Below are 26,916 nucleotides of genomic sequence, written 5' to 3' on the forward strand. Positions count from 1 at the left end.
TTAGGCAACTTCCAACCTTGATGGCAGTCAGTTTTTTGCAATCTGCAATCTGCAATCTGGAATCTGGAATCTGCAATCTCAAATCTCAAATCGTCTTAGGGTTCCACATCCGGCCAAAGGCGTTCTAGCTGATACCGCCAAGCCGCGAGAGTATTTTCGCGAGACTCTCGTCCTAGTTCCATTTCACCCATCAATCCCTCTGCGTAGAAACGGTCTAAAGTCTGAAGGGTAGTTTCGACAGACTGTCCCTGCATCTTCGCAGCTTTGATGATTTGACGGATGCGGCTTTCTATCAAACCGCCGAAAAAGTCGGACAAACCTCGCTCTTGCAAAGCCAGCAGTCTGGCGACGGCGGCCGAGAAATCTGCGGCGGCGAGTGTGGCACAACTGTGCTGAAATACTCCCCACACAACGTTTTGATGTATGGCGTAGCGAGTTTCGAGGGTGGTGTCAAAGTTAGCTTCTAGCAGTTTATCAAAAAATGGTTGAGCTTCCTGGGCGTCGGCGATCGGCAGCAAAATCCGCAGCCAACTCCCCTCTTCTGAAAGGAGGACTAACAAGCGAAATTTGGGAGTTTCTACTTGCCAAGAAGTAGCAGCAGGCGTCTCAACACTGTCACCAAATAAGTCTTTAAGGGTATTGCTAATTTCTTCGGGAGTCATGCGAATTTTAGATTTTTGGTTTGAGGTTTTAGATGTGAAATTGCAGGCTGGTGAGTTGGTTTCAAAGTTTGTAATATTTACCAGTATCACCTAGTATCAACTCAATTTCAAATCTCAAATCTCAAATCTCAAATCAATTTAGTAAAAGTAGAGTGCGCCTCGGCGCACATTTCAACGCCCGGTGCGCACGGATCGCCTTACTCTCTTGATATTTACCAATATCGGTCAATCTAAAATCTAAAATCTCAAATCGATTTAGGGGAGCCAGCGGGGGTGATAGCCGGCAAAGGGCAGTTCTTCTGGCTGTAGTTTTGCGGGAGAACCGTCTGCGGGTATTTCTACTAAGGGTAGCAGCCAGAGGCGGCTGGTGGCGATCGACTGTCCGCTATCGTTGCGGGGACTATCTGCTGCTGAGGGCTTTGCTGCTGCGACTGATTGGTCGAAAATTAATGCCAGCCCGTCGGGAGATAAACTGATTTGGGTATCTAATTGGTTGGGCAAAACCAGCAGCGGTTTGATGGTTCCTACCAAACGAGTGCCCTCTTTTTTAAGGTCGATGGCGGCGATGAAAGGCTGTTCTTTGTAGCTTTCTGTTGTGAGGCGTTGGGTTAAAAAACAGTAGAGACGCTGAAATTGGTTGTCTTTGTCTTTGCGGGGGTCGAAATAAACGCCGATAATGCTGCCGGGAATTCGCAATATTTCTTGTTCTGCACCTTGGTTGTCTAAGATGAAAAGCGATCGAGTAAAGTCGCTGTTGTATTTAACATATGCGGCGGCGGAGTTGTCGCGGGCCATGCCCAATACTTGTTCGTATTTTGGCAAAAATTCTACTGGGTCTGCTTCCGGTTTGAGGGGGACGATCGCTAATCCTTGTTTTTGAGATATTACCATCGATTTGCTGTCGGGGCGAATCAGAAAATCTCCACCTTGTTGATTTTCCAAGGGTCGGGGAGGCACTTTTTCTTCCAAAATCCAAGGACTGAAATCGCCGGGATTGCGGCGGTTGACGCGCTGGATAACTATGATTTTTCCGTCGGCTGAGAGGTCGAATTTGAGATTTTGGTAATCTTTGGCATCTAATACTTTGTCCAGTCTACCTGCTGGCTGCGGCTGAGATTCTACTCCTGGAGATTGAGGGTTGAGACCGGTTGTAACTGTAAATAGTTCTTGATTTAGGGTGCCGCCACTACGGGCGATCGATCGATCTGTAGCTGAGAATAAAATGCGATCGCTGTCGGGATACGGTTTAAAATCAGTTACTACTAAATCTTTGGGAGTCAGCGGTATCGGTTTTGAGTCGCTGCTGGTGAGATTGACTAGCATTAATCTGCTTTCTGTTTCGCCTTGGACGCCGATGTAAGCAAAAGCTCGATCGCGGCTGCGAAAGGAACTGCTAAACGGTTGAATTGGCGTTCCTTTATTTTGGTTGTTTTCTCCGAAATACTTGTCGGTTGCTCCGGCGAGTTTTACTGTGTAGGTAACGCCGTAGGGTGCTGGATCTTTGAGGGTGTAAGCCATGCGCCTTCCAGCCCAACTAAATTTACCGGGGAGGGGGGGTTCTAGCTTTAAGTTTTCCTCGACGCTGGAGTGGTTCATCGGTCGAAAGAAGGTGAGAATAAAGCCAGTATCTTCAGCGCCGATTTGTTTGTTTTCCCAGGTAAATTCTCGCACTCTGGGTGCTGTGCGATCGCCACTCAGCAGCAGCAGTCCCATTAAGAGGCTCAGCACTAGCATGAGGGCGATCGCCGTGCGGTCGATCGGCTGTTTGAATGGCAGAATAGCTAAGGGTGAAGGATTAATTTTTTTGTTAAAAATACTCACAAATCTTTCTCTCCTATTTCTGCTGAAAATTAACTACCAAATTTTCCCTCTTAAATTTTACAGTCCTAGATGCACTCCCTACCCTCAGAAACCTGTTTTTTTTACCAGCGAAAAGGACTGCAACGAAGTATGTTGGTAAAAAACTCGGTTTCTGAAAGTTTTGCTGCTTCCAGGACAGGACTGAATTAAACTCACGATCTAAAATCGGTGGAGTCTGCTGCACGTCCAACAGCCTCCACCGATTTTAAATGTGAAATTTGAGATTTTAGCTTGTAGGGCGTCTCAGAGCTAAAAATTGCTCGATCGAGAGAGGTTTTGGCGATCGTATAGCACCCTAATTGTTCCAGTTGCATCCAGGACTGTTTGAGCTTTAAGATTTTTAATCCCATCTCAAATCGCCAATTCTTTAACAGGTTGAGTGGTAACACAGGCGTTCTACCCCTCCTACTAATAATCATGACGACTACTTAGCTGAGATCCCTTTCACGAATCCTTGACAATGGGTATCTTGGAACTATTATTAACTGCTGACAGTGTATACGGCGATTCAGGTTCGGGATATAGCTTAGAATATTTGCTATCGTAATGCCTGACCTCAAAATAGTTTAAGTTTGACGGGTGAGGCTTATATATGGTGAAACATTCCAACAGACAAAAAGTTGCGGCACTCTCTAAAAGCCCGACATTCACTACTTGATTTTTGAAGATGCGACCTGATTTTATCCACTGTTTCATCTGGTTTCTTGACAAACAGTAAAATGCTGAATGAGGATTGTTAAACTCCGCAAATTTTACACCTTCTATCTCTACACTAGATAGCTGATTCCACAATAGCGGCTGCTGTATTGTCAAATCAATATATCTCTTGGTTCCTTGATCCATTTCATAACGGTTTGGGTAAAGAATAGCATTCTCATACCCGCTTTGTCGGTTAAAATTTTCTAATTTTTCTAGAATGAAAGCATCGTACAAAACAATGTCATCTTCTATGAATAAAAACCAGTCAAATTTTTCTACTCTTTCGACAAATTCTTCCTGAAGCCTAAACTCTACCAACATGGGGTCGCATTCAGGGCCTTCTTGTATCTGAATGCACTTAATTTGATATTCAGGTAAGTACGCTGTAACGTGCCTGTTTGGTAGAGTTTGGATCGCAATAGTCAGGTCGCAATGAGCAAAACTTGTCAACAGTCCATCTATTGTGTGCCTGAGTCTCTCAATTTTTTCTGTGGCTTTTTCTGGATTGTTAGATTCTTCAACGGATGTAATGTGTGCGACAGCCGCAAAGACTTTGGGCCGTGCTTTTTCGGGCTGTTCGTTTTCTTTGAATAAATCTATAATGCGATCTCTTTGATAAAAAAACATCAGTTTAGTATACCTCGTGGCAACTCGCGATATTTCTTGTAACAAAGCCAGTTGTAAAAAGATAAAGTGCATTACTTTTCTTCTGGCATTTTTTTCGCTTGACATATAGACAATCTCCTTTTTGTTTACTGAAATAGGGTATTGATTGGAATTAAATCCATCGGTGATATTTTATCGATTGGCAGACCCAAACCAAAAGTGACTCTACACCAAAGTAGAGTTGCCAGCACCCCTACAAACAGCCCTGTTAATTGAAGATCCTGCCAAAAACAAGTTAGTCCTTCCCGCCACAAACCGTAGTTAGTTACTATATAGGTAGGAAGGTCGCCGAGAGCTACAGCAATCACAGCACCTAAATTACCTTTTAAGTGGTATCCCAGCGGTATACTTATACATAGATTCACAAAAGTCAGCAGATTGCCCATAGCTGGGTACTGAGACTTTCCTACGGCTAACAGACAAGAACCCATCATATTGTGGAGGGTGGTGTGCCAGATACCTAAAGCCAAAATTGGCATCATCCAAGATGCAGCCCAATACTCTTTCCTGTACAGTATTAAAATTAACTGGTCTCCCAAGGTCACAAAAATTGCTAAACCTACGGCTAACGGTATTAGAATTAGCTTGCGGTTCTTGAGTATCTTCGCGCGCAACTCCTGTCGAGGCAACTCTGCCAGCATAGAAATCGAGGGAAAAATCACCCTGCCGCTAATGGCGATGATGACTTGGCGCGGCATATCGCCGAGAGTAAAAGCGATGCCGTAAATGCCCAACATTGTTAAAGTAAATATTTTCCCGAGGATGAGTCTATCGGCTTGAGAACACAAGAAAAACAAAGCCGTAGACACAAATATCCATTTGCCATAAGAAAATATTTCTTTAGCTGCTTCTTTATCCCAAGCAAAGCGGTTTGACTTGCCGGGAATCAAAAAATGGCTCCATACTAACTCCATTACAGCTCCAGTCAAGCCGCCGGCGATGATGGCCCAAATGCTGCGATCGAACCAGGCCCAGACAATCATTACTATAGTAGAAACAATCTGTATGCCCAACTCAAAAATTACTACTTCCTTCACTGCCATTTTGCGTTCTAGGCTGGATGTGGCTGTGGATTTAAACCCTCCTATTAGGGAATTTATACCTATTATTGGAATCAACCACTGGAGACGGGGATCTCCATAAAAACTAGCAACAGGCTGGGTAATTATAACCAAACAAATCCAAATGAAAAAGCTGCGAATAACTTGCAGCGTCCAAGCGGTATTGAGAAATTCAGGATCTTCGCCGCGTTTGTTCTGGATGATGCTTGGGCCTAGACCGATGTCTGAGAATAAGTTAATCCCTGTGATGAAAACGTAGGCTAGACCTACTAGACCAAATAATTCAGGCAAAAGCAGACGCGTCAGGATTAAGTTGCTGCCAAATCGGATAATTTGACTGCTTCCATAGCTGGCGATCGTCCAGATAGCACCTTTGATAGCTAATTTTTTTTCTGATGACATATACTCAGAATTTATTTCCTAATTACGAGTGTAGTTGCTGAATTTGTTATTTGCAACTCCTACAGGATGCTGCTGCCACTTTTATAGCTGACTGTACAGTATCTTTATTTGTATACGGAGGACGGGTCTTGAGTGTCCATGTCGCAATAAAGATAAAAATTTAATCTCATACTTACTCCATACCTAATAATCATAAGGATTTTTTGGTTCGGGAATTGGTTTGAGGGAGGATGCTTGAACGATTAATTTGCGCTTGCCTTGCAGTTCTTCTACGATCGTTTCTCCTTCTATTTCTAGCCAACTGTCTGGGGCAAAGGTGGCCCGGCTTTGACCGATCAGTAATTTTACCGGCAACCCGATCGGATAGGCGTCTGCCGCGCAGCAGGTAATGATAAAACGCCCGATCCACATATATTGTTCTGCTATGTTGGGGGGGTGAATTACAAATCCTTGAACTTTGACTTTTTGACCTCTGTATATATCGGGTTCGGGATTGAAATTTAACAGCCGCACCCATTCGACGAGCGATCGCTTTTCTGGTTGGGTACTATTGCGAAATTCTTGGGGTTGCAGTCTGGTGATTGGCAGAGATTCGGTGAGGCCTCGTTCTAATGCTGTCTGGCTGGTAAAAGTGCGTGGCGTTGTTAGTAAACCTATTAATGCGACGCTCAACATTAAGGTGCTGCCGATACTGGGGGGAAACAAAGTAACGTGTTCAACTTCTGTGATTCTGAGAGAGTTATTTGCTGCTGATGTCCGCGATTGCTTTGTGGTGCGATCGAGCTTTATGAGTTCCCAAGTTTTTAACCCGCCAATCACCATTAAGCCGATTCCTCCCGCTAGAGTCAAGCCAAAGTAATTGGGGTGAATGAGAATGCTTAATTTGCCGGTGATCCAATATTTGAGGAGCAGTATTCCCCACGCTAAGATAGCTAGGGCGTCCAGCCAGGGGCTAATTTTTTTAAGATTCATTTTGTAAGAGTCATGGGGAAGGAAGAGGCAAGAAGCAAGAGAAAAGAGGGAAGAGAGAAGAGAAAAAACACCTATCCGTAGCTCGGTGACTTCCGTGTCCTGAATCAAGGTAATTGAAAAGGGAAAATCGCAACTGCTATTATTTATCTGTCCGATCTAATTTATTAACCTAAATGCAAGTTTACAGCGAGGGTCATTAAAAAGGTTAACTGAGCTGCCAAGACAATTATGTAAACTACGGCTCGACTTTTAAAAATTGACAGCATTAAACCGATGCCTTTGAGGTCAATCATCGGGCCGAAAACGAGAAAGGCTAACAGCGAACCGCTGGTAAATGTGGAAGCAAAAGACAGGGCAAAAAAGGCATCTACTGTAGAACAAATCGATACGACAGCGGCTAATAGCAGCATGGCGAGAATTGAGGAAACGGGGCCTTGACCGAGGTTGAGAATTAGTTCGCGGGGTGCGCCAACTTGAATGATGGCTGCGATCGCACTTCCGATTACCAACACTCCTCCCAATTCGCGCAACTCCTGTACCATAGTGTTTAAAAGCAGGCGCAGACGCTCTTTAGAAACGCGGTGGAACATAGACGAACGTTTGGAGGTTTTTTCTGTTTTGCCTGTTGGTAAAGGCTTCCAGTCGTCTTGTAGCAAAGATTCGATCGGCACCGCCCCCCCCGGCTGACCGAGCATAAATGTTCCCGACTGCAACAGCACCGGAGTGTTGGCTTGGACGAGCTCTTTTTCGGAAAACTCTGGTTTTGGCAAGGGGATGGCGCGGGCTACAGAAGCTTGCAGCAGAGGCCGCAAGTCTTTTTGGGCGCTGAACACCCAGCCGATAATTGTGGCTGTGACTAGGGAAAATACCACCCGCAAAACTACAATTTCTGGCTGATCGCGAAATGCCGTCCAAGTCGCCCAAATTACCACGGGGTTGATGGTGGGGGCCGCGAGCAAAAAGCCGATCGCGGCTGGTGCGGGCACTCCCTGCATCAGTAACCTCCGGGCTACGGGCACGTTACCGCACTCGCACACGGGAAACAAAAAGCCGATCGAACTGCCCATCAAAGCCCCCAGCAGCGGGTTTCGCGGGATGCGCGATACGAGTTTGCGTTCGTCTACAAACCCCAGCAGCAAACCTGAAAATAAAACTCCGAGCAGCAGAAAAGGTATTGCCTCTACTAACAAGCTGAGAAAAAGGGTAAAAGCATTGTTTAACTGATTTGTTAAGCCCGGTTGCATCGATCACCTACTGGTAGATTGCTATTTAGTTATACGTCTTTGGTAGAACTCCTTGTAGATCATACCAAAGCATAGCACTAAGTTAAGATCCAGTTAATTTTTTTTTGCCTTTTTTTTGCGACAATTTGTAGACATTATAATTTAATCAAGGCTGATGCCTTGAATGATTTGGACTGGTTAAACTTGCTTGAATTTGAGTGAATTTTTATTCATATCCGCCTCGTACAGCCAATCAATAATTGACTCTGCCAACCGTCGCCGATTTGATGGATCTTTCGGTTAACAATGGTTGATTGTAGAACAACTGCCTGGGCTGATTTTGGAGATTGCGGGCGAGGTTGACTGTTTTATATTATGTGCGATCGAAGAATTCCTATAAAATTGGTTTGTAGTGAGGATTAAAGTCCTCACTACAAACCAATAGAGGACTCACAGGCGGGTGTGACTGGCCTACCTACGCTTACGGGGGGTTGCGAGTACCGGATCGGGGAGATGGGATGAAATCGCCTCAAATGCCGTAGCTTGGGAGGATCCCAGCTATCGCGCTTAGCGAGCTAAAGCTCAGGGACGCGATCGCCCTGGCTTTGTGCTTTTTAACTTGTTTAATTTCGCTGTATCGCAGGGGCGATCGGGCTATTGCGATTTTCCTCTATTGTCAGTTAATTATTTATTGAGTAAAATAATTTATTTATTAACGATAGGTTAAGAATATAACTCAAGATTAATTAATAGTTAAATACTCCAACCAAGCGTTAATACCGCTCAAGTCCATATAAAATAAAGTCAGGCATAATTGTCAGGGTTCATAGATCTCGGTGATATTCGATCTTGCCTAATACTTTAAGTGGTAACATCCCATCTACGACCGTCAGTTTTTTGCGTAATTTAAAATGCAGTTTGCCAAAGGGATGCTGGTCAAAGCCCTCAGTAACTCACCTGCTGACCTTTGGTAGCTGAATGTCTGCTGGCAAATAGAAACCCAAAAAAGCGTGATGATAAATTTATGCTAAATACCTCTTGCGTAGAAAGACCAGTCCAAGCTATGTCCCAGGTTTCCATCGAAGAACTTTGTTTAAACTCTACTCTCCAAGAATTGTCGCTTTACGATTTTCAGGTTGAAGCTACGGATTGGGGAATGCTAATTTCTCAGATGTTAGAAGCTAATCCGCTGTTACCGGGAGTCATTGTGACCCATCAAGGTGAATTTGCCGGTATGATTTCCCGGCGGAGATTTTTAGAATTTATCAGCCGTCCTTTTGGGCGAGAATTATTTTTAAAGCGACCTGTGAGGGCTTTGTATCGCTTTGCCGAAACTGAGAGTTTAATTTTTCCCAGCAATACTTTAATTGTGGATGCAGCCAGGAAGTCGCTGTTGCGATCGAAAGAACTGCTTTACGAACCGATTGTAGTTCAAGTGTCGCCTCAAACTTATACTTTGCTAGACGTACACGAACTGTTAGTAGCCCAATCCAACATTCACGAACTAGCGACAAAATTGCTGAGGCAGCAAACTCAATCTCAACTAATTCAAACCGAAAAACTAGCCAGTTTGGGGCAGATGGTAGCTGGAGTCGCCCACGAAATTAGAAATCCCGTCACCTGCATCAGAGGAAATATCGGCTTTTTGTCCAACTACTCGAAAGACATCATGGATTTGCTGTCTGCTTACGAACACATTGTCGGTGACAGCGAAAAAATTGACGGATTCAAAAAAAACATAGACTTCGATTTTTTGCAAAAAGATTGGGTGGAGATTCTCAAAAGTATGAAAGTTTCATCCGAGAGGCTGACCGAACTCGTCACCAGCTTGCACACTTTTTCTCACATGGACGAAGCCCGCTTGAAACAAGCTAACATCCACGAATGTATTGACAGTACGCTGCTAATTATGAAAAACCGTCTCAAGTACGGGATTGAAGTAGTTAAAAACTATGGTGATTTGCCTTTATTCAAGTGTTATTCGGGTCAGTTGAGCCAGGTATTTATGAATATCATCAGCAATGCGATCGACGCTTTGGAAGAGGTAAAAGAAGAAAAAGGTTTTGTGCCTGCGATTACTATTGAAACCGAGGTAATAGACAGTTCTGACGGAGACTGCGTGAATTCGGAATTAATTCAAAATTATGTTATGGGCGATCGACAAAATTCAAAACAGCTATCCTCCGGCAGCCAAAACTGCGACTTCTGCCCAGAAGCAGCCGAAAAAAATCAAAATAACGCTTGGATAGCCATCAGAATTGCCGATAACGGGCCGGGAATTCCGCCAGAAATTCAGCGGCGGATTTTTGAGACATTTTTCACCACTAAACCCGCCGGGAAAGGTACCGGTTTGGGGTTGGCAATTACCCATCAAATTGTTACGGAAAAGCATAAAGGCAAGTTAAATTTGCATTCTACGCCCGGTACGGGTACTGAATTTGAAATTTTGTTGCCATTGATTTGAAGCAATAAGTCATATCAAATCTATTAGCATCGCAATTATTTCTATCTCTCTTCTCGACCTCTGCGTGAATCAGCGTCAATCCCTTGTCATCTGCGGTTAATAAATTTTCTTTTTTTCACCGCAGATGAGGGCAGATTAACACCGATTAACGCAGATGAATTAGATCGAATCCGGTTGCACCATCTGTGATTGTTGACTGTTGACTCAATTTTACTATTCCGATGCTACCGGAATTGATATCAGTTGTTATTAATTATTAGTAATTGGTTATTGGTTATTTGTTACCACTTACCAATTACTAAGGACTAAGGACTACTGATTACTGACTCTTTTTAAGCTCTTAGCTGAACAGGCATCACCAAGAATGTAGCATTGACTCCGCCCAAAGGCTGGAAAATTACGGGGGCCAAAGCACCGTTTAATTGCAGTTGAATTTCTGGGGATTGAGCCGTTTTTAAGATATCAACTAAGTATTTCACGTTGAAAGCAATATCTATGCTGTCTCCTGAAATCTGGGCCGGCATTGACTCTTTGCCGGAGCCGACATCTTTAGCATCTACCGACAAAGTGATTTCCTGATTCTCCTCGTCGATGCTGCATTTGAGAATATTATTTTTTTGGTCTGCAAACACGGCAATTCTTTCTACTGCTGCTAAGAGCGATCGCCTTTCTAAGGTAATTTGCCGCTCAAAGGAGGGCGGAATCAACTGCCTGTATGCGGGATATTGCCCTTCCAAGGTACGAGTTGTCAGCCGCTGGTCTGCCCATTCAAACACTACTTGACCGTGTTCAAAATGCAGGGTGACAGGTTCAGTCCACTGCCGCATCACCAGCATTCTTTCTACTTCGCGCAATGCTTTAGCGGGGACTGTCACCTCAAATTCTTCTTGGGTTTCTTCGCCTTCAGCTTTTTCATTGGCAGTTTGAACTACTGCCAATCTGTGGCCGTCTGTAGCTGCAAATTCCAAGCAATCTTGCAATACCTTTAAATGCACGCCTGCAAGTACCTGTTTTGCCTCGTCGGGGCTAGTAGCAAATAAAGTTCCTTTGAGTCCTTCTATCAAGGCTTCCGGCGGCAATTTGAGGATTGTTCCTGCTTCAATTGCTGGCAATTCTGGGAATTCTTCCGGGCCCATGCCTCTAACTTGGTAGCTGCCAGAACTGCAAGTGAGATATGCTACGGTGTCCCCCGCTTCGTCTTCTAAAGTAATCTCTCCATCTGGGAGTCTCGAAACAATATCGTTAAGTAATTTAGCGGGTATTGTAAAACTTCCGCCGCCAGTTACTTCTGCTGCGAAGCTGGTACGAATGCCCAAACTGAGATCGAAAGCTGTCAAGCTAACCCGCTGATTTTCCTCATCCGCTACTAAAAGCACGTTGGCGAGTACCGGATGTGTCGGGCGGGAGGGAACGGCCCGACTCACCAACGAGAGGTTGGCGTTGAGGTCACTTTGGGTGCAAACCAATTTCATGGTAGGAAGGTTAATTAACCGGATTTGAAACAGAAACAAATCGTATCACAGAAAGCCGGCGGGTCAGTTTTTCTGTGTGTACGGCTTAAGCATGGGGCTAGAAACCGGGTTTCTAAGCAAAATTTTGCCTGTAAAAGCGAGAAATCTTCGTAGAAGCCGGGTTTCTGAGGTCAGCGCGCGTCGCGAACTATTTGTGTAGGGTGTGCAGGGATCGCCTGTTTTTTTTATTTATTGAATTATTTTTGTGTCGATCGCCCTGTGGAAACTGTGGAAAAAAAAGCTAACTGCTTGCTGGGAATCACTTGTAGGTAATAAATACCTGTGGAAAACTTGTGGAAAAGCTGTTGAGGTCGATCGCTCATTTTTGTGCAAAAACTGTTTCGCGCGATCGAGTAAAGTTTTCCACAAACGAAGGGCAACTTTTCCACAGGTTTTTCCACAGGCAAACTGCTACGCATAGAGATTTTCTGTTATCGGAGAGTTACCCCTTCGATGATGGGGATCTTGAAATCGCTGCATAGAGTCATTGGTGTGACAACTGACAACTGACTAATGACTTCTTCTCAAGTTTTGCGGCTGACAACATTAATTCGATCGCTCAACTGACGCAAAGTTTGGGCCAAATTCGGGTCAGTGTTCCGCAACTGAGCAATTTTGTCACAACTGTAAAGCACAGTTGTGTGATCTTTGCCGCCGAACACTTCGCCAACTTTCGGCAAACTCAAACCAGTATGCTGCCGAATTAAATACATCCCTATTTGACGGGCCAGACTAATTTCTCGCCTGCGGGAAATACCTTTCAAATCTTCAACAGAAACATCAAACGCCTCGGCCACAACTGCAATTACTGCATCTGGCGTCGCCTCTACGCTTTCAGTTTGCGGGTTCAAAACAGGGGTGATATTCTCCACAGTCATCGGCAAACCGGTAATTGAAAGATATGCTACCGCCCGAATCAAAGCACCTTCTAATTCCCGAACGTTGGAAGTGTAACTAGAAGCAATGTATTCAATGACATCTCGCGGCAGCCGCATATTTTCATACTCGGCTTTTTTCTGCAAAATTGCCATCCGAGTTTCCAAGTCTGGCAATTGAATGTCGGCAATTAATCCCATTGAAAATCGGGAGCACAAACGCTCTTGCAGGCGGGGGATTTGCTGCGGCGGACGGTCGGAAGCTAAAACTACTTGGTTTCCGGATTCGTGCAAAGTATTAAAAGTGTGGAAAAATTCTTCTTGAGTGTATTCTTTCCCTTCAAGAAATTGGATGTCATCAATTAATAAAACATCTGCTGCTCGATAATGATCGCGGAAAGTTTGCATACTGTCTTTCCTAATTGCGGCGATTAAATCGTTAGTAAATTTCTCAGTAGAAACGTAAAAAATCTTGGCGTTGGGGTCAATTTCCAAGCGATAATGACCGATCGCCTGCATCAAATGAGTTTTGCCCAAACCGACGCCACCGCACAAAAATAGGGGATTAAATTCTCGGCCCGGAGACTCGGCTACCGCGAGGGAAGCTGCGTGAGCCATGCGGTTGTTGGAACCGACGACAAAGCGGGAAAATAGGTATTTGGGGTTTAAATTGGCGGGTTTGGGGGGGTGCAGCGAGTGGCTTTCGGGGACATCGGCGGCGATGGGGGACGGCCAAATCATGGCGGAGTCGCTGCTGCCGCCTGTTTCGTTTCCCCCGGCAATTGTCAAGTAAATGTCTACGGGATAGCCGAGAATTTCGTAGACTGCATCGGCAATGGTTTTGACGTAATATTTTTGCAACCAATTGCGAGCAAAGGGGTTGGGGGCACTGACGATCAAACAGTTATTTTCGAGTTGTTCGGCCCTGGCAGTTTTGATCCATGTCTCAAAGCTAGGTCTGCTCAGTTGTACCTGGAGACGTTCAAGTATCTGATTCCACAGACTTTCGAGGGGAATGTCCACTGCTCACCTCTGCCGATCGGCATTCAAGATATTAATTCTACAGTCTAGAGAGTTTAGTCCTCAGATGCTAAAGTTTAAGGGAGTCTGCCGATCGCCAAAATTTTTGCGGCTCTGCAGCCCAAACCAGGTATCGGGGAGCTGCTCAGCAAATATTTAGATTTGGCAGGAAAGCCTTAAAACATGGCAATGAAGAGTTCTACTGGCAAATTTTGGAAGCAACCGGCAATTTACATATTGCTGCTGGTAACGGGAGCCGGGGCCGCCATGTTGGGCGATCGTCTGACGGTTTCTCAATTTCGTGGAAATTCTGGCGATTCGGGACAAAAGGCGCTGGAACCGAAATTGCAACTGCCTCCTAATACAAAGGATCGAGTTAGCAAAGTCTTGCCGCCGGCTTCGTTGTCGGGCGACGCGGCTAATGTGAATTTTATTGTGGCTGCGGTGGCAAAAGTTGGCCCGGCAGTGGTTCGGATCGATGCTTCGCGCCGGGTGAAACCGGGAAATAGAGGGCTGTCGCCGGAAGATTTTTTTGGCATAGAACCGAATTCGGGCGGCCGGGGCGGGATCGAACGGGGCACTGGTTCGGGTTTTGTCATCGGTGCCGACGGCGTGATTCTCACTAACGCTCACGTTGTAGAGGGAGCCGATATTGTAAATGTAACTCTCAAGGACGGCCGCAGCTTTCAGGGGCGGGTGTTGGGGGCGGATAAGGTGACGGATGTGGCTGTGGTGAAGATTGAGGCGAACGCTCTGCCTGTGGCGGCGATCGGCAATTCGGATAAGCTGTTGTCTGGGGAATGGGCGATCGCGATCGGCAATCCTTTGGGTTTGGACAATTCCGTAACTGCGGGGATTATTAGCGCTACGGGACGATCGAGCTCTGATGTGGGCGTGCCCGACAAGCGGATCGGTTTTATTCAAACAGACGCTGCAATTAATCCGGGGAATTCCGGCGGCCCGCTGCTGAATGCTTCGGGCCAAGTTATTGGCATGAATACGGCGATTATTCAAGGTGCTCAAGGATTGGGGTTTGCGATTCCCATTCAGGCGGCCCAACAGGTGGCGAAGGAACTGATTACGACGGGGAAAGTCGAACACGCTTATTTAGGCCTTGAAATGGCGACGCTGAATCCAGAGGTTAAGCAGCAAATTAACAGCAATGCTAACAGCAGTCTGCGAGTTGCAGTCGATCGGGGTGTGGCTATTGTTAGCGTTGTTCCTAATTCTCCCGCAGCAGCAGCCGGTTTGCGCGCTGGAGATGTGATTCAAAAAATTAATAATCAGCCGATTATTCAGTCCGAAGCTGTTCAGGATTTCGTGCAAAATGCTAAGGTTGGCGGTCTGTTGCAAATGGAAATCAACCGCAACGGACAAATAGTTAAATTGACTGTTAAACCGGGGAGTTTACCAGTTCAAAAAGTTGGATAAGAAGGAAGAAGGAAGAAGGAAGAAGGAAGAAGGAAGAAGGAAGAAGGAAGAAAAAAAATGGTTATCTGTCAGTAGTTAACCACTAACAAATAACCACTAGCCAATAACGACTAACCAATAACTATGGCAGAAATATTACAAATCTCACAATTAGGAAATCCTGTACTGCGCCGCCCGTCGCAAGTTGTCGAGAATATTCAGGACGATCGCATTCAACAGTTGATTGACAGCTTAATCAGTACAGTACAGCAGGCAAACGGAGTGGGGATTGCCGCCCCTCAAGTGGCTCAGTCCGATCGCCTGTTCATCGTGGCATCCCGCCCCAACCTGCGGTATCCCCAAGCACCGAACATGGAACCCACAGCGATGATTAATCCCCGGATTGTGGCTGCATCAACAGAGACAGTCAAAGACTGGGAAGGCTGTTTGAGCATTCCGGGGATTCGGGGATTGGTGCCGAGAAGTAGGGCGATCGAGATAGAATACACCAGTAGAGACGGCAAACTCCACCGACAAGAATTGACAGACTTTGTAGCCCGAATTTTTCAACACGAACACGACCATTTAGATGGAATCGTGTTTTTAGACAGAGTGGAAAATACCCAAGAACTCATCACCGAAGATGAGTACCAAAAGCAATTTGTCAAGCTACTTTAACCAAAAGCATCCAGCGTACAAGCCCCCGGATTCATCTGCAGGGTCAATTCTTCAATTATCCAATCTCAAATCTCAAATCTCAAATCTCAAATCGATAGATGAGTACCAAAAGCAATTTGTCAACCTGCTGTAGCCGCAAGGATTCAGGGTACAAAGCCCCCGGATTCATCCGCAGGGTCAATTCTTCAATTATCCAATCTCAAATCTCAAATCTCAAATCGATAGATGAGTTCCAGCAGCAATTTGTCAAGCTACTTTAACTAAAAGCATCCAGCGTACAAGCCCCCGGATTCATCCGCAGGGTCAATTCTTCAATTATCCAATCTCAAATCCAAAATCTAAAATCTAAAATCGATAGATGAGTACCAAAAGCAAATTGTCAACCTGCTGTAGCCGCAAGCATTCAAGGTACAAAGCCCCCGGATTTATCCGTGGGATCACTTCTACAATCTAAAATCCCAAATCTCAAATCTCAAATCGGTTGACCGAAAACGAGTATCAGCAGCAATTTGTCAAGCTGCTCTGACAGTTTGTATAATTGTTATCAGTAATATTACAGATTTTGCACGCAGGAGGGCGAATGTCTATCAATTTGGAAAAAGGCGGGAGAATTAATCTATCTAAAGAAGCACCAGGGTTGAAAAATGCCGGGATTGGTTTGGGCTGGGATATCAACGCTACAGACACGGGCGCAGCGTTTGACTTAGATGCTTCCGTGTTTATGTTGGGGGCTACTGGCAAAATTCCCGGCGAAAAATACTTTGTTTTCTACAACAACAAGGAGTCGCCGGACACTGCTGTAATACATCTGGGAGATAGCAGAACCGGAGAAGGATTTGGCGATGATGAAACCGTTACAGTCGATTTAGCAAAAGTCGATCCGGGGGTGCAAGAAATTGTGTTTGTGGTAACTATCCACGAAGCAGAATCGAGAAGGCAAAACTTCGGTCAAGTGCGGAATGCTTTTATCAGGATTTACGACACTACTACTAACACAGAGGTAACGAAGTACGATTTGGACGAGGATTTTTCTAGGGAGACAGCGGTAGAGTTTGGCAGACTTTACAAGAAAGACGGCGAGTGGAGGTTCCAAGCTGTAGGACAAGGCTACAATTCCGGCTTGCAAAGCTTTGTAGATAAGTATGCTTGATAAAAGGTCGATCGCTCGCAGCTAATTAAATCGAGGGGAAATTCGGAAGCAGGAATGTTTCCCTCGATTTTAAGCAATCAGACTCATGAGGTGATAAACCAGATGGGAATTCAATTAAAGAAGGGCGAAAGATTTAATCTTTCTAAAACATCTCCAACTTTAACAAAAGTTGCGATCGCCCTGGGCTGGGAAATAGCAAATAAACTAAACTTATCCGACTCAAGCCCGCAAAGCTGCGATATCGATGCCTCGGTTTTTGCATTAGGTTCGGACGGAAAAATCCCCGATGAAAGATACTTTGTATTTTACAATAACTCGCAGTCGCCGGACGGAGCGATCGTCCATTCGGGAGATAATCAAACTGGTCAAACTCAAGGGGATGACGAGACAATTTATGTAGACTTAGGAAAAGTAACGGCTGCTGTTGAAGAAATGGTTTTTGTGGTCACGATTCACGACGCACAAGCTAAACATCAAAATTTCAGCCAAATCAGAAATGCTTTTATCCGATTGTACGATCGCGAAACCGACAGCGAACTAGCGCGCTATGATTTAACAGAAGCTTTTTCTGAAGAAACAGCAGTCGAGTTTGGACGGTTGTATAAAAAAGATGCAGCTTGGAGATTTCAGGCTGTAGGACAAGGATATAAAGCAGGGTTGCAGAGTTTTGTTGACAAGTATCATTCAGAGATTAAACCGCAAGAAACGCCAGCAAAACGTACAGTAGAACTGCCTAAATTACCAGTTATTGAAGATAGCCACAAAAGTCAGAAAGCTATAGCATTAGACAAAAAGCTTGAGGAGAAAGCGCCGCACATTTTCAATCTCGCGAAGAAAGCCGATATCTCGCTCAAGAAAGCAAATCTAACAAATCACAATGCTCAAGTAGCGCTTTGCCTCGATATTTCTGCTTCTATGTCTTCCCTATACCGTTCAGGAAAAATTCAGCGTTTGGCAGAGAAGATTTTGGCTTTGGGATGTCGGTTTGATGACAACGGATCGATCGACATATTTCTGTTTGGAGTCAACCCCCACAATCCCGGTGAAATGTCGATCGACAATTTCTCAAACTTCATTCACCATATACTCCAACAGTATCCTTTAGAAGGAGGTACTTACTACGGTAAAGTGATGAAGGAAATTAGAAAGTTCTATTTTCCTGATGGTCGCGGTAGCAGGCGCTACGCAGCTATTAAAGCCGATCGACCTGTCTACGTGATGTTTGTAACTGATGGAGAAACTGCGGACGAATCGGAAAGCAAGCAGCAGCTACAATGGTCGTCCCACGAGCCGATATTTTGGCAGTTTATGGCGATCGGCAAGTCGCAGAAAGATGTCAAAAGTCAGGGAGTTCGCGGGTGGTTAGCAAGATCCGTAGCGAGCGATTTTACATTTTTAGAACAGCTTGACGAAATGGGCGATCGCTACCTAGACAACGCAGATTTCTTCAGTTTAGAAGACCCGGAACATATTGCTGATGAGGAATTATACGATTTGTTGACCGCCGAATATCCGCATTGGGTAAAATCAGCACGAATCAAAAATCTCTTACCCTAGAAACAGCTTTTCCAGGCAAACAAAATGCTAGCTTAGGGCAATCATTCAACTTCACAATAAACCTTACACAATCACAAAACTATGGCGATCAACTTGACAAAAGGACAATCGATAGTTCTCAGCAAAAGCGAATACGACTTGTCCAGACTGACAATGGCTTTGGGCTGGGATGTTGCACAAGCTAAAAAAAGTCTTTTCGGCCGCAGCAGCGCTGCCAATTTTGACTTAGATTCCTACGCTTTGCTGCTAGGAGAAAATGGAAAAATAAAGAACTACAAAGAGGATGTAATTTATTACTCTCATTTGGAGTCAAAGGACAAAACAGTTGTTCACTCAGGCGACAATCTCACCGGGGCAGGAGATGGAGATGACGAACAAATATTAGTGAAACTGAGCTCTTTGCCAGCACAATATCACAAAATAATTTTGGGAGTTAATATTTACGATGGGAAAGAGAGAAAACAGCATTTTGGCCTGGTAGAAAATGCTTTCGTGAGGGCTGTAGATGCCGCAGGCAAAGAAATAGCTCGCTATCGCTTGTCAAATGACCCTTCTTATGAAGGAAAATTAAATATGTTGATGGGAGAAGTCTATCGAGAAGGCGGCGAGTGGAAGTTTAAGGCTTTGGGAAATCCTTTGGCTGAAGATTTGAACGGTGTTGTCGGTTCATTTATGCGGTGATCTTAAAAATGTTTTTTTAACCGCAGATAAAGGCAGATAAACGCAGATGGAATTTCATCTGCGTTTATCTGTATTAATTCGCTGATATCTGCGGTTAAAAAATCCCCATGTACTTATTAGACATCTGCAAAAAAGCTACTCCAATCAATCTTTGACCGACCGCATTGTCGGGAACATCACTGCATCGCGGATGCTTTGAGTATTAGTTAAAAGCATCACCAATCTGTCTACGCCGATACCCATTCCCGCACAATTAGGCATTCCCAAAGATAGCGCTTGAATAAAGTCTTCATCCATTGGATGCGCTTCGTCATCGCCGGCATTTTTCTGCGCCAACTGTTCCTCAAACCGCTTTCTTTGCTCTTTCGGATCGTTCAATTCTGAGAAGCCGTTCGAGTATTCTGTACCGTTGATAAAGAGCTCGAAACGTTCTACAAATCCCGGCTTGCTGCGATGTCCTTTTGCTAAAGGACTGACTTCGACGGGATAGTCGATGATGAATGTAGGTTGAATTAGTTTGGGAACAACTAATTTGTCAAAAACCGCATACAGCACGTAGCCTAAACTCTGTTGTTCTAACTTAGACAGGTGCAATTCTAGCTTGGTTGCAGAGGCGATCGCACTTTCCAAGTCCAAACTGTCAAAATCCAGCCCAAACTCGTCTCTGACAGCTTCTACGATCGTTTTTACTTGCCAGTGTTTGCCCTTGAAACCGGGATACTTTTCGCTGTAGTCGAACTTGCGTTCTAAACTAATCGTTTCCCCCTGATTTTCAATTTCTTTGACATCCCCAAATACCGCGGCCGCTGCGAAACATATCACGTCTTCGACAACTGTTAAAATGTCGAAAACATCAGCATAAGCTTGATAAACTTCTAAAGAGGTAAATTCGGGATTGTGGGTGCTATCAATTCCCTCATTTCTAAAGGCTTTTCCTAGTTCAAACACTCGCTCGAAACCGCCGCATATTGCTCTTTTCAAGAACAGTTCTGGAGCAACTCGCAAATACAAATCCACTTCCAAAGCATTGTGGTGAGTGATGAATGGCTTAGCAGCAGCACCGCCGTAAATAGCTTGCAGTGTCGGCGTTTCTATTTCGTAAAAATCGGCTTGCCAGAGATAGGAACGGATGCTTTGAACGATGCGGCTGCGCAGCATAAAACGGTTGAACGCATCTTGGTTGCTAGCCAAATCCATTTCGCGGTGACGGCGGCAAACTTCGGGGTCGTTAATTCCGTAATAAGAATCGGGAAATTGAATGGTAGCTTTTGATAAAAGCTTTAATTCCCTCACTAAAATAGAAAGTTCTCCCCTGGGGGTGCGGCAGCCGATACCTTCGACGCCGACAAAATCGCCGACATCGAGCAATTTTTTAATTTGTTCAAAGCTCAAACCGACTTCGCCGGTGACGATTGCTTTCTCGATTTTGAGTTGAATTTTGTCTGTGGCGTCTTTTAAATCGATGAAACCAATTTTGCCGCTGTCTCGCTTGGAAGTGATGCGGCCGGCTAATCGCAGGGAAATTTCTTCGGGGTCAGTTTCTCCGTTTTGGAGTTCTTTTCCCGGCTGACTAAATATTTCGCGAACTTGCTTGGCTGTGTGCGATCGCGCGTAGGATTCACTGGGATACGGTTCTATGCCTTGCGATCGCAGTTCGTCTACTTTTTGACTGCGGACTTCGGCTTCACTGAGAGTCATTAGTTATTGCCTGATTAAAATTACAAATATCTGACATCTTGCACTATTCTGGCGCTCGTGCGATCGGGCGGCGTCAAAGCAACGCCCGACAAGAAAATTCTCTCTTTGTGGAACAGGCATCTTGCCAGTTCGTGACAAAACTGCAAGATGTCAGAAACACCAAACTCTATCATAACAGGGCTGCTTTGAGAGCCAATTTGCCAAATAATAAATTACACCCTCTCGTAGCCCGATCGCACAGAGCCGCACTCGCCCCAGAAATATCTCCGATCGCAATTTACGATCGACTCCACAAAGCGACCGAAACATTAAAAAATTAAGTTGTCTGTCGATCGCAACTGGTGAGATGATATGTAGTGCAGCCTCACGGCAGTTCCACAGAAACTGAACAGCAGAAACGCGAGCGATCGAACTCGGCTGATCGCACCTCTGTCAGAATCGACCACACACACTCTCTCTTAACATATAAAAACCAGAATTATGGCTGTTGCAACTCAATCACTCGAAGAACTCTGCATCAACTCTATCCGCTTTTTGGCCATCGATGCGGTAGAAAAAGCAAAATCAGGACACCCGGGACTGCCGATGGGCGCTGCCCCTATGGCCTTCGTGCTGTGGGATCGGTTCATGCGGTTCAACCCCAAAAACCCCAAGTGGTTTAATCGCGATCGTTTCGTCCTCTCCGCCGGCCACGGCTGTATGCTGCAGTACGCCCTCCTGTACTTGACCGGCTACGATAGCGTCACCCTCGACGACATCAAGCAATTTCGCCAGTGGGAATCCAGGACCCCCGGACACCCCGAAAACTTCATGACCGAAGGCGTAGAAGTTACCACAGGCCCCCTGGGACAAGGAATTGCTAATGCCGTCGGTTTGGCAATGGCAGAAGCTCACCTCGCTGCTAAGTATAACAAGCCAGACCACACAATTGTTGACCACTACACCTATGTCATCATGGGTGACGGCTGCCACATGGAAGGCGTTTCTGGCGAAGCTTGTTCTTTGGCCGGACACCTCGGACTCGGCAAATTAATTGCCTTGTACGATGACAATCACATTTCTATTGAAGGCGACACCAGCTTGGCCTTTACTGAAGATGTGGGCAAGCGTTTTGAAGCTTACAATTGGCACGTTATTACAGTAGACAATACCGCTCTAGACGAAGATACTAACCTAGAAGCAGTTCACAAAGCTATTGAAGAAGCCAAAAAAGTCACGGACAAACCGTCCATGATTAAAGTCCGCACCATCATTGGTTACGGTTCTCCCAACAAGCGCAATTCTTACAGCGCTCACGGCGCTGCTTTGGGTGGCGATGAAGTGAAAGCAACTCGCGATTTCTTGAAGTGGGAACACGCACCGTTTGAGATTCCTGATGATGCTTTGTCACACTTCCGCAAAGCAGTCGAACGTGGCGCTCAATCTGAGCAAGAATGGCAGAAAGCTTTTGATGCTTATAAAGCAGCATATCCTGCAGAAGCTGCAGAATACGAGCGCACGGTTGCTGGCAAGCTTCCCGAAGGTTGGGATCAAGTTTTGCCGACATACAAGCCGGAAGATAAGGCCGATTCGACTCGGAATCATTCTGGAAAATGTTTGAATGCTTTGGCAGGTGTCTTACCTGAATTGATCGGCGGTTCCGCTGACTTGGCATCTTCTAACATGACTTTGCTCAAGGGTGAAAAAGACTTCCAAAAAGGTCAATACGAAGGACGTAACCTGCGCTTTGGTGTGCGGGAACACGGCATGGGTGCGATCGCCAACGGTATGGTACTGCACGGCGGTTTAATTCCTTACTGCGCAACTTTCTTGGTATTTGCTGACTATATGCGGGGAGCAATTCGCCTCTCTGCACTCTCGGAAGCTGGAGTTATTTATGTAATGACTCACGACTCCGTAGCCTTGGGCGAAGATGGCCCGACTCACCAACCCGTGGAAACTTTAGCTTCTCTGCGCGTAATTCCCGATTTGTTGGTAATGCGCCCTGCGGATGGTAATGAAACATCCGGCGCTTACAAAGTGGCAGTTGAAAGTCGCACCCGTCCAACTTTAATGGCTCTGTCGCGCCAAAATCTGCCCAACTTGGCTGGAAGTTCGATCGAAGGAACGGCCAAAGGCGCTTACATTTTGTCTGACGACGGCGGCACTCCCGACATCATTTTAATCGGCACCGGCGGCGAAACATACCTCTGCGTTGATGCCGCTGAAAAATTGCGCGCCGCAGGCAATAAAGTGCGGGTAGTTTCGATGCCTTGCTGGGAATTGTTCGACTTACAAGATGCCGCTTACCGCGAATCTGTACTGCCAAAAGCTGTTACTAAACGCTTGGCAGTTGAAGCGGCTGCTAGCTTCGGCTGGGGACGTTATTTGGGCTCCGAAGGCGACAGCATCAGCATCGACCGATTCGGCGCTTCTGCACCGGGCCCCGTTGCTTTAGAAAAGTTTGGCTACACCGTTGAGAATGTGGTAGCTAAGGCTCAGGCGCTGTTGGGTTAATAGCACCAGCATAATTTTGGTGGGGCGGGCTTCTGGCTCGCCCCATTTTTTATAAAATTAAACCTGTTTTAAAAAGAATGCAACAGTAGACAAGCTCCAAAGCCATACAAAATCAGTCATTCCCATTTATTTAATCTAAACTCTCAAATCTAAAATGGTATTAGTCCTAGACGCACGCTTTCTGAGGAAACCCGGTTTTGCCAACAAGGCATCTACGAAGAAACCTGGTTTGTAGCCCCCCGTGCGTCCAGCACTGTATATTTCAGAAATTTGAGATAAGTTATAAGTTATTGGGTTAAATTTCCCATTACCCCTTCCACATTCCCAATTCTATTTATGATTTGGAACATTTTAAATAAGCTGTTATTCACCGGAAATTATATTCCTCACGGCCACTGTTACCTTTGGCAGCGAGAGTTAGTCGCGCTCCACATAGTGTCAGACTTTATAATTGCCCTGGCTTACTATTCAATACCGCTATCGCTAATTTATATTATCACTCAGGGAAAAGACTTGCCTTTTCGCAACATCTTTTGGCTGTTCGCAGCCTTTATTATCTCCTGTGGCACTACTCATCTAATGGAAATTTGGACGCTTTGGCATCCTGTTTATTGGGTTTCTGGCAGTCTGAAAATTATTACCGCCGCGATTTCTGCTTACACAGCTTTTTCATTAATTCCTTTAGTTCCCCAAGCATTAACTCTCGTCACTCCAACTCAATTAGAGATGCTCGCTCGAATACTGCAAAAAGAAATCATTGAACGCCGAAAAACAGAAGCTTGCTATCAAACTTTAACTGAAGCTTCGCCGGTAGGAATATTTTATGCAGACGCATTAGGAGACTGCTTGTATGTCAACGAGCGCTGGTGTCAAATTTCGGGAATAGCCTGCGATGAAGCTTTGGGCAAAGGGTGGTGGCAGGCCATTCATCCAGAGGACCGCCAGCGAGTTTTTGCTGAATGGTATAGCGCCGCGCAGGAGAAATTGCCGTTTAAATGTGAGTACCGCTTTCAAGGCATTAATCACGCTAAAATCAGTTGGGTATTCGGTCAAGCTGTCGGTATAATCGGAGAAAAGGGAGAGGTTAAAAGTTATGTTGGTACGATTACTGATATTACAGAACGCAAGCAGGTAGAAGCAGAAAATCGACTGCTGCATGAAACTCTGGAACATCGAGTTGCTGAGCGCATTGCTCAAATCGAAATTTCTCACCACTCATTGCCAGAAGAAATAGCCTACCGACAAAGAATTGCGATTACTTTGTTGGAATTGACGCAACTGCAAAATGCAATTCTTAACAGCGCTCACTACACAATTATTTCTACAGAGCCCGACGGTACAATTAAAACATTTAATCGCGCAGCACAGAAACTTTTAGGCTATTCCCCCGAAGAAGTGGTGGGGAAAGTCACGCTAGCAATAATTCACGATTTTGTGGAGTTCGGTAAAAGAGCTGAAATTCTTTCTCAAGAATTGGGAGTAAAAATAGAGCCGGGAATGGAAGTTTTGGTTGCTTTGCCGCGCCGGGGAATAGCTGACGAAAATGAATGGACTTACATTCGCAAAGATGGTTCGCGGTTTCCGGTGCAATTGTCGGTGACTGCCTTATTTAATCCTGAAGGAAATATCACTGGTTTTTTGGGTATCGCTCAGGATATTAGCGATCGCAAACAAGCTGAAAAAGAGCTGCGCGACCTCACCAATGCCATGCAAAATACTGTGGAAGGCATTTCACGGCTAGATATTGAGGGACGCTACGTGAATGTTAACCGAGCTTACGCTCATAGATGCGGTTACGAACCAGAAGAAATGCTCGGCATGAGATGGCAGCTCACCGTACATCCGGGCGATGTTGAGATGATGCTCTCAGCTTATCAGGAAATGGTAATTTCTGGTAAAGTAGAAGTTGAAACTAGAGGTGTGCGGAAAAATGGCTCGTTTTTTTACAAGCAAGTAACAATGGTAAAAGCTTGCGACGAACAAGGGATATTTAACGGCAACCACTGTTTTATGAAAGATATCACCGAGCGCAAACTAACGGAAAGAGCGTTGCAGGAAAGCGAATTTAAGTACAGACAAATAGTTGAATTAGCAGAAGAAGGTATTTGGGTAATTGACAGCAATTCCCTCACTACTTACGTGAACCACGCAATGGCGCGAATGCTCGGCTATACTGAATTAGAAATGTTCGGGCGGTCGCTTTTTGATTTCATGGACGAACAGGAACAACCACAAGGTATTGATAATTTCGAGCGGCGCAAGCAAGGTATTGGTGAACAACACGAATTTAAATTCAAAAGCAAGGACGGCAAAGATATTTGGACTGATATGTCTACCAGTCCAGTCATGGACTCCCAGGGTAATCTGCTGTCTTGTTGCGCCTTGGTTTACAACATTACAAGCCGCAAAGAAGCCGAGCAGCAAATGCTGCAACTTACAGAAGATTTGAAGCGTTCCAACGAGGAATTAGAACAATTTGCTTATGTGGCTTCCCACGATTTGCAAGAACCGCTCCGAGCCGTTACCAGTTACACTCAATTGCTGGCCCAGCGCTATCAAGGAAATTTGGACGATCGCGCAAATAAATATATTAATTATATTGTCGATGGCGCTACCAGAATGCAACAGTTAATTAACGATTTGTTGGCGTATTCGCGCCTGGGAACGAGTGGTCAGGAGTTTGAGGAGGCGGACTGCAACGCTGCTGTGCAGCAAAGTTTGTCTAATTTGCAAATTGCGATCGCGGAAAAGAAAGCGATCATCACTTGGGACGCGATGCCAACCGTGATGGCGGATGAATTTCAACTGGTGCAATTATTCCAAAATTTGATCGCCAACGGTATCAAATTTTGCCGCCAAGATACCCCGTTGATTCATATCGCTGCTGGTAGGCAAGAGAGCGAATGGCTGTTTAGCGTCCGCGATAACGGCATTGGCATCGATGCACAGTATGCCGATCGCATTTTTATCATTTTTGGGCGCCTGCACTCCCGCCGCGAATATTCCGGTACAGGCATAGGTTTGGCGATGTGCAAGCGAATTGTTGAACGCCACGGCGGGCGCATCTGGGTGGAATCTCAGGAGGGAAAAGGAGCGACTTTTTACTTCACTATTCCTATAATTAGTACCTGAAGACTAAAAATTCAATTTTTTTTATAATCAATAAGGATACCCCGGTTATGAGCGATCGAAGCAGTGTTAAACCCATAGAGATTCTGCTGATTGAGGATTCTCCCAGCGATGCCGATTTGGCAATAGAAGCTCTCGGCCAGGGTAAAATATTGAATAACTTGCATTTTGTCGAAGATGGAGTTGAAGCAATGAAGTTTTTGCGCAGAAAAGAACCCTATCTCAGGGTACCCCGTCCCGACTTAATTTTGCTTGATTTGAATTTGCCCAAAAAAAGTGGCGTAGAAGTGCTAACAGAAATTAAAACAGACCAAAGTTTAAAACTAATTCCAGTAGTGATTCTCAGCACTTCAGCCGCCCAAGAGGACATTATCAAGTCTTACTCGCTGCACGCCAACTGTTACATTACCAAGCCAGTAGATTTCCTACAATTTACTAAAGTAATCAGGTTAATTGAGGAATTCTGGCTGGCAGTCGTCCAACTTCCTTTAAATTAAACGAAGAGATACTTTGCCGACCGGCGATATAAAATTTTTTAAAGGTCTTGACATTCTGCCGATGAAATATCCGCCCAGCGATGCTGATACCAGTAAAAAAAAATGCCACTGTATGCCAGGGTAAGCTCATCTAATTTGGTATAAATTGTACTTGACAAAAAGACAACTAGAGAAAACGTGGCATTCACATATTAGCAATTCTATA

22 protein-coding genes are annotated in these 26,916 nt (G+C 45.2%); 10 read left to right on the forward strand and 12 right to left on the reverse strand.

Annotated elements, in window-relative coordinates; genetic code table 11:
• Positions 1-95: 95 nt before the first annotated feature.
• From E5S67_RS07055 to E5S67_RS07085, 7 genes are all read right to left on the reverse strand, one after another.
• Complete coding sequence (locus tag E5S67_RS07055) at positions 96-662, reverse strand: hypothetical protein (RefSeq protein WP_172186359.1); 567 nt, start codon at positions 660-662, stop codon at positions 96-98.
• Between the two features lie 255 nt (positions 663-917).
• Entirely contained in the window at positions 918-2,483 is a 1,566-nt protein-coding gene (locus tag E5S67_RS07060; protein WP_172186360.1) for a hypothetical protein, read from the reverse strand.
• A gap of 191 nt (positions 2,484-2,674) precedes the next feature.
• Entirely contained in the window at positions 2,675-2,911 is a 237-nt protein-coding gene (locus E5S67_RS07065) for a hypothetical protein (protein WP_216670253.1), read from the reverse strand.
• Between the two features lie 55 nt (positions 2,912-2,966).
• On the reverse strand, positions 2,967-3,953 hold the full coding sequence (locus E5S67_RS07070) for a hypothetical protein (protein ID WP_172186362.1): 987 nt from the start codon (positions 3,951-3,953) through the stop codon (positions 2,967-2,969).
• Between the two features lie 20 nt (positions 3,954-3,973).
• Positions 3,974-5,350 (reverse strand): oligosaccharide flippase family protein, encoded by a 1,377-nt coding sequence (locus tag E5S67_RS07075; protein WP_172186363.1) that lies wholly within the window; start codon positions 5,348-5,350, stop codon positions 3,974-3,976.
• Positions 5,351-5,533: 183 nt separating this feature from the next.
• Entirely contained in the window at positions 5,534-6,322 is a 789-nt protein-coding gene (locus E5S67_RS07080; protein WP_172186364.1) for a TIGR03943 family putative permease subunit, read from the reverse strand.
• 164 nt (positions 6,323-6,486) lie between these two features.
• Complete coding sequence (locus tag E5S67_RS07085) at positions 6,487-7,566, reverse strand: permease (RefSeq protein ID WP_172186365.1); 1,080 nt, start codon at positions 7,564-7,566, stop codon at positions 6,487-6,489.
• Positions 7,567-8,569: 1,003 nt separating this feature from the next.
• Between E5S67_RS07085 and E5S67_RS07090 the strand changes: the two genes are divergently transcribed.
• On the forward strand, positions 8,570-10,009 hold the full coding sequence (locus tag E5S67_RS07090; protein ID WP_172186366.1) for a sensor histidine kinase: 1,440 nt from the start codon (positions 8,570-8,572) through the stop codon (positions 10,007-10,009).
• 332 nt (positions 10,010-10,341) lie between these two features.
• Here E5S67_RS07090 and dnaN read toward each other — a convergent pair whose 3' ends face one another.
• From dnaN to dnaA, 3 genes are all read right to left on the reverse strand, one after another.
• Entirely contained in the window at positions 10,342-11,481 is a 1,140-nt protein-coding gene (gene dnaN / locus E5S67_RS07095; RefSeq protein WP_172186367.1) for a DNA polymerase III subunit beta, read from the reverse strand.
• Positions 11,482-11,717: 236 nt separating this feature from the next.
• A complete protein-coding gene (locus E5S67_RS07100) occupies positions 11,718-11,939 on the reverse strand; it encodes a hypothetical protein (protein ID WP_172186368.1) in 222 nt (73 codons plus the stop codon).
• Between the two features lie 105 nt (positions 11,940-12,044).
• Complete coding sequence (gene dnaA / locus E5S67_RS07105; protein WP_172186369.1) at positions 12,045-13,418, reverse strand: chromosomal replication initiator protein DnaA; 1,374 nt, start codon at positions 13,416-13,418, stop codon at positions 12,045-12,047.
• Between the two features lie 186 nt (positions 13,419-13,604).
• Here dnaA and E5S67_RS07110 point away from each other — a divergent pair, with 186 nt between their 5' ends.
• The 5 genes from E5S67_RS07110 (at position 13,605) to E5S67_RS07130 (ending at position 18,891) form a co-directional block, all read left to right on the forward strand.
• Positions 13,605-14,846 carry an HhoA/HhoB/HtrA family serine endopeptidase gene (locus tag E5S67_RS07110; RefSeq protein ID WP_172186370.1) on the forward strand — a complete coding sequence of 414 codons (1,242 nt, stop codon included), beginning with the start codon at positions 13,605-13,607 and terminating at the stop codon, positions 14,844-14,846.
• A gap of 123 nt (positions 14,847-14,969) precedes the next feature.
• A complete protein-coding gene (def, locus tag E5S67_RS07115; protein WP_172186371.1) occupies positions 14,970-15,503 on the forward strand; it encodes a peptide deformylase in 534 nt (177 codons plus the stop codon).
• 580 nt (positions 15,504-16,083) lie between these two features.
• Positions 16,084-16,653, forward strand: coding sequence for a TerD family protein (locus tag E5S67_RS07120; RefSeq protein ID WP_172186372.1), 570 nt, complete (start codon positions 16,084-16,086; stop codon positions 16,651-16,653).
• A gap of 102 nt (positions 16,654-16,755) precedes the next feature.
• Positions 16,756-18,210, forward strand: coding sequence for a TerD family protein (locus tag E5S67_RS07125; RefSeq protein ID WP_172186373.1), 1,455 nt, complete (start codon positions 16,756-16,758; stop codon positions 18,208-18,210).
• A gap of 81 nt (positions 18,211-18,291) precedes the next feature.
• Positions 18,292-18,891 carry a TerD family protein gene (locus tag E5S67_RS07130; protein ID WP_172186374.1) on the forward strand — a complete coding sequence of 200 codons (600 nt, stop codon included), beginning with the start codon at positions 18,292-18,294 and terminating at the stop codon, positions 18,889-18,891.
• Between the two features lie 144 nt (positions 18,892-19,035).
• On the opposite strand, the gene lysS is transcribed toward E5S67_RS07130, so the two are convergent.
• Positions 19,036-20,589: a lysine--tRNA ligase gene (gene lysS, locus E5S67_RS07135; RefSeq protein ID WP_172186375.1), complete on the reverse strand. Its 1,554-nt coding sequence runs from the start codon at positions 20,587-20,589 to the stop codon at positions 19,036-19,038.
• 38 nt (positions 20,590-20,627) lie between these two features.
• Between lysS and E5S67_RS07140 the strand changes: the two genes are divergently transcribed.
• Entirely contained in the window at positions 20,628-20,909 is a 282-nt protein-coding gene (locus E5S67_RS07140) for a hypothetical protein (protein ID WP_172186376.1), read from the forward strand.
• On the opposite strand, the gene E5S67_RS07145 is transcribed toward E5S67_RS07140, so the two are convergent.
• A complete protein-coding gene (locus E5S67_RS07145; protein ID WP_172186377.1) occupies positions 20,898-21,035 on the reverse strand; it encodes a hypothetical protein in 138 nt (45 codons plus the stop codon). The two genes, E5S67_RS07140 and E5S67_RS07145, sit on opposite strands and share 12 nt — an antisense overlap.
• Before the next feature lie 34 nt (positions 21,036-21,069).
• Here E5S67_RS07145 and tkt point away from each other — a divergent pair, with 34 nt between their 5' ends.
• The 3 genes from tkt (at position 21,070) to E5S67_RS07160 (ending at position 26,711) form a co-directional block, all read left to right on the forward strand.
• On the forward strand, positions 21,070-23,085 hold the full coding sequence (gene tkt, locus E5S67_RS07150; RefSeq protein WP_172186378.1) for a transketolase: 2,016 nt from the start codon (positions 21,070-21,072) through the stop codon (positions 23,083-23,085).
• 336 nt (positions 23,086-23,421) lie between these two features.
• Positions 23,422-26,217 carry a PAS domain-containing sensor histidine kinase gene (locus tag E5S67_RS07155; protein WP_172186379.1) on the forward strand — a complete coding sequence of 932 codons (2,796 nt, stop codon included), beginning with the start codon at positions 23,422-23,424 and terminating at the stop codon, positions 26,215-26,217.
• A gap of 47 nt (positions 26,218-26,264) precedes the next feature.
• A complete protein-coding gene (locus E5S67_RS07160) occupies positions 26,265-26,711 on the forward strand; it encodes a response regulator (RefSeq protein ID WP_172186380.1) in 447 nt (148 codons plus the stop codon).
• The last annotated feature ends 205 nt before the right edge of the window (positions 26,712-26,916 follow it).

This window comes from Microcoleus asticus IPMA8 (genome assembly GCF_013179805.1).
Taxonomy (GTDB): domain Bacteria; phylum Cyanobacteriota; class Cyanobacteriia; order Cyanobacteriales; family Microcoleaceae; genus Microcoleus; species Microcoleus asticus.

Coding starts and splice junctions, on each gene's coding strand:
- E5S67_RS07130 (WP_172186374.1), top strand. CDS start 18,292: ATGGCGATCAACTTGACAAAAGGACAATCGATAGTTCTCAGCAAAAGC.
- E5S67_RS07055 (WP_172186359.1), bottom strand. CDS start 662: ATGACTCCCGAAGAAATTAGCAATACCCTTAAAGACTTATTTGGTGAC.
- E5S67_RS07155 (WP_172186379.1), top strand. CDS start 23,422: ATGATTTGGAACATTTTAAATAAGCTGTTATTCACCGGAAATTATATT.
- E5S67_RS07070 (WP_172186362.1), bottom strand. CDS start 3,953: ATGTCAAGCGAAAAAAATGCCAGAAGAAAAGTAATGCACTTTATCTTT.
- dnaN (WP_172186367.1), bottom strand. CDS start 11,481: ATGAAATTGGTTTGCACCCAAAGTGACCTCAACGCCAACCTCTCGTTG.
- def (WP_172186371.1), top strand. CDS start 14,970: ATGGCAGAAATATTACAAATCTCACAATTAGGAAATCCTGTACTGCGC.
- E5S67_RS07085 (WP_172186365.1), bottom strand. CDS start 7,566: ATGCAACCGGGCTTAACAAATCAGTTAAACAATGCTTTTACCCTTTTT.
- E5S67_RS07110 (WP_172186370.1), top strand. CDS start 13,605: ATGAAGAGTTCTACTGGCAAATTTTGGAAGCAACCGGCAATTTACATA.
- lysS (WP_172186375.1), bottom strand. CDS start 20,589: ATGACTCTCAGTGAAGCCGAAGTCCGCAGTCAAAAAGTAGACGAACTG.
- E5S67_RS07125 (WP_172186373.1), top strand. CDS start 16,756: ATGGGAATTCAATTAAAGAAGGGCGAAAGATTTAATCTTTCTAAAACA.
- E5S67_RS07075 (WP_172186363.1), bottom strand. CDS start 5,350: ATGTCATCAGAAAAAAAATTAGCTATCAAAGGTGCTATCTGGACGATC.
- E5S67_RS07100 (WP_172186368.1), bottom strand. CDS start 11,939: ATGCGTAGCAGTTTGCCTGTGGAAAAACCTGTGGAAAAGTTGCCCTTC.
- E5S67_RS07080 (WP_172186364.1), bottom strand. CDS start 6,322: ATGAATCTTAAAAAAATTAGCCCCTGGCTGGACGCCCTAGCTATCTTA.
- E5S67_RS07120 (WP_172186372.1), top strand. CDS start 16,084: ATGTCTATCAATTTGGAAAAAGGCGGGAGAATTAATCTATCTAAAGAA.
- E5S67_RS07090 (WP_172186366.1), top strand. CDS start 8,570: ATGCTAAATACCTCTTGCGTAGAAAGACCAGTCCAAGCTATGTCCCAG.
- E5S67_RS07160 (WP_172186380.1), top strand. CDS start 26,265: ATGAGCGATCGAAGCAGTGTTAAACCCATAGAGATTCTGCTGATTGAG.
- tkt (WP_172186378.1), top strand. CDS start 21,070: ATGGCTGTTGCAACTCAATCACTCGAAGAACTCTGCATCAACTCTATC.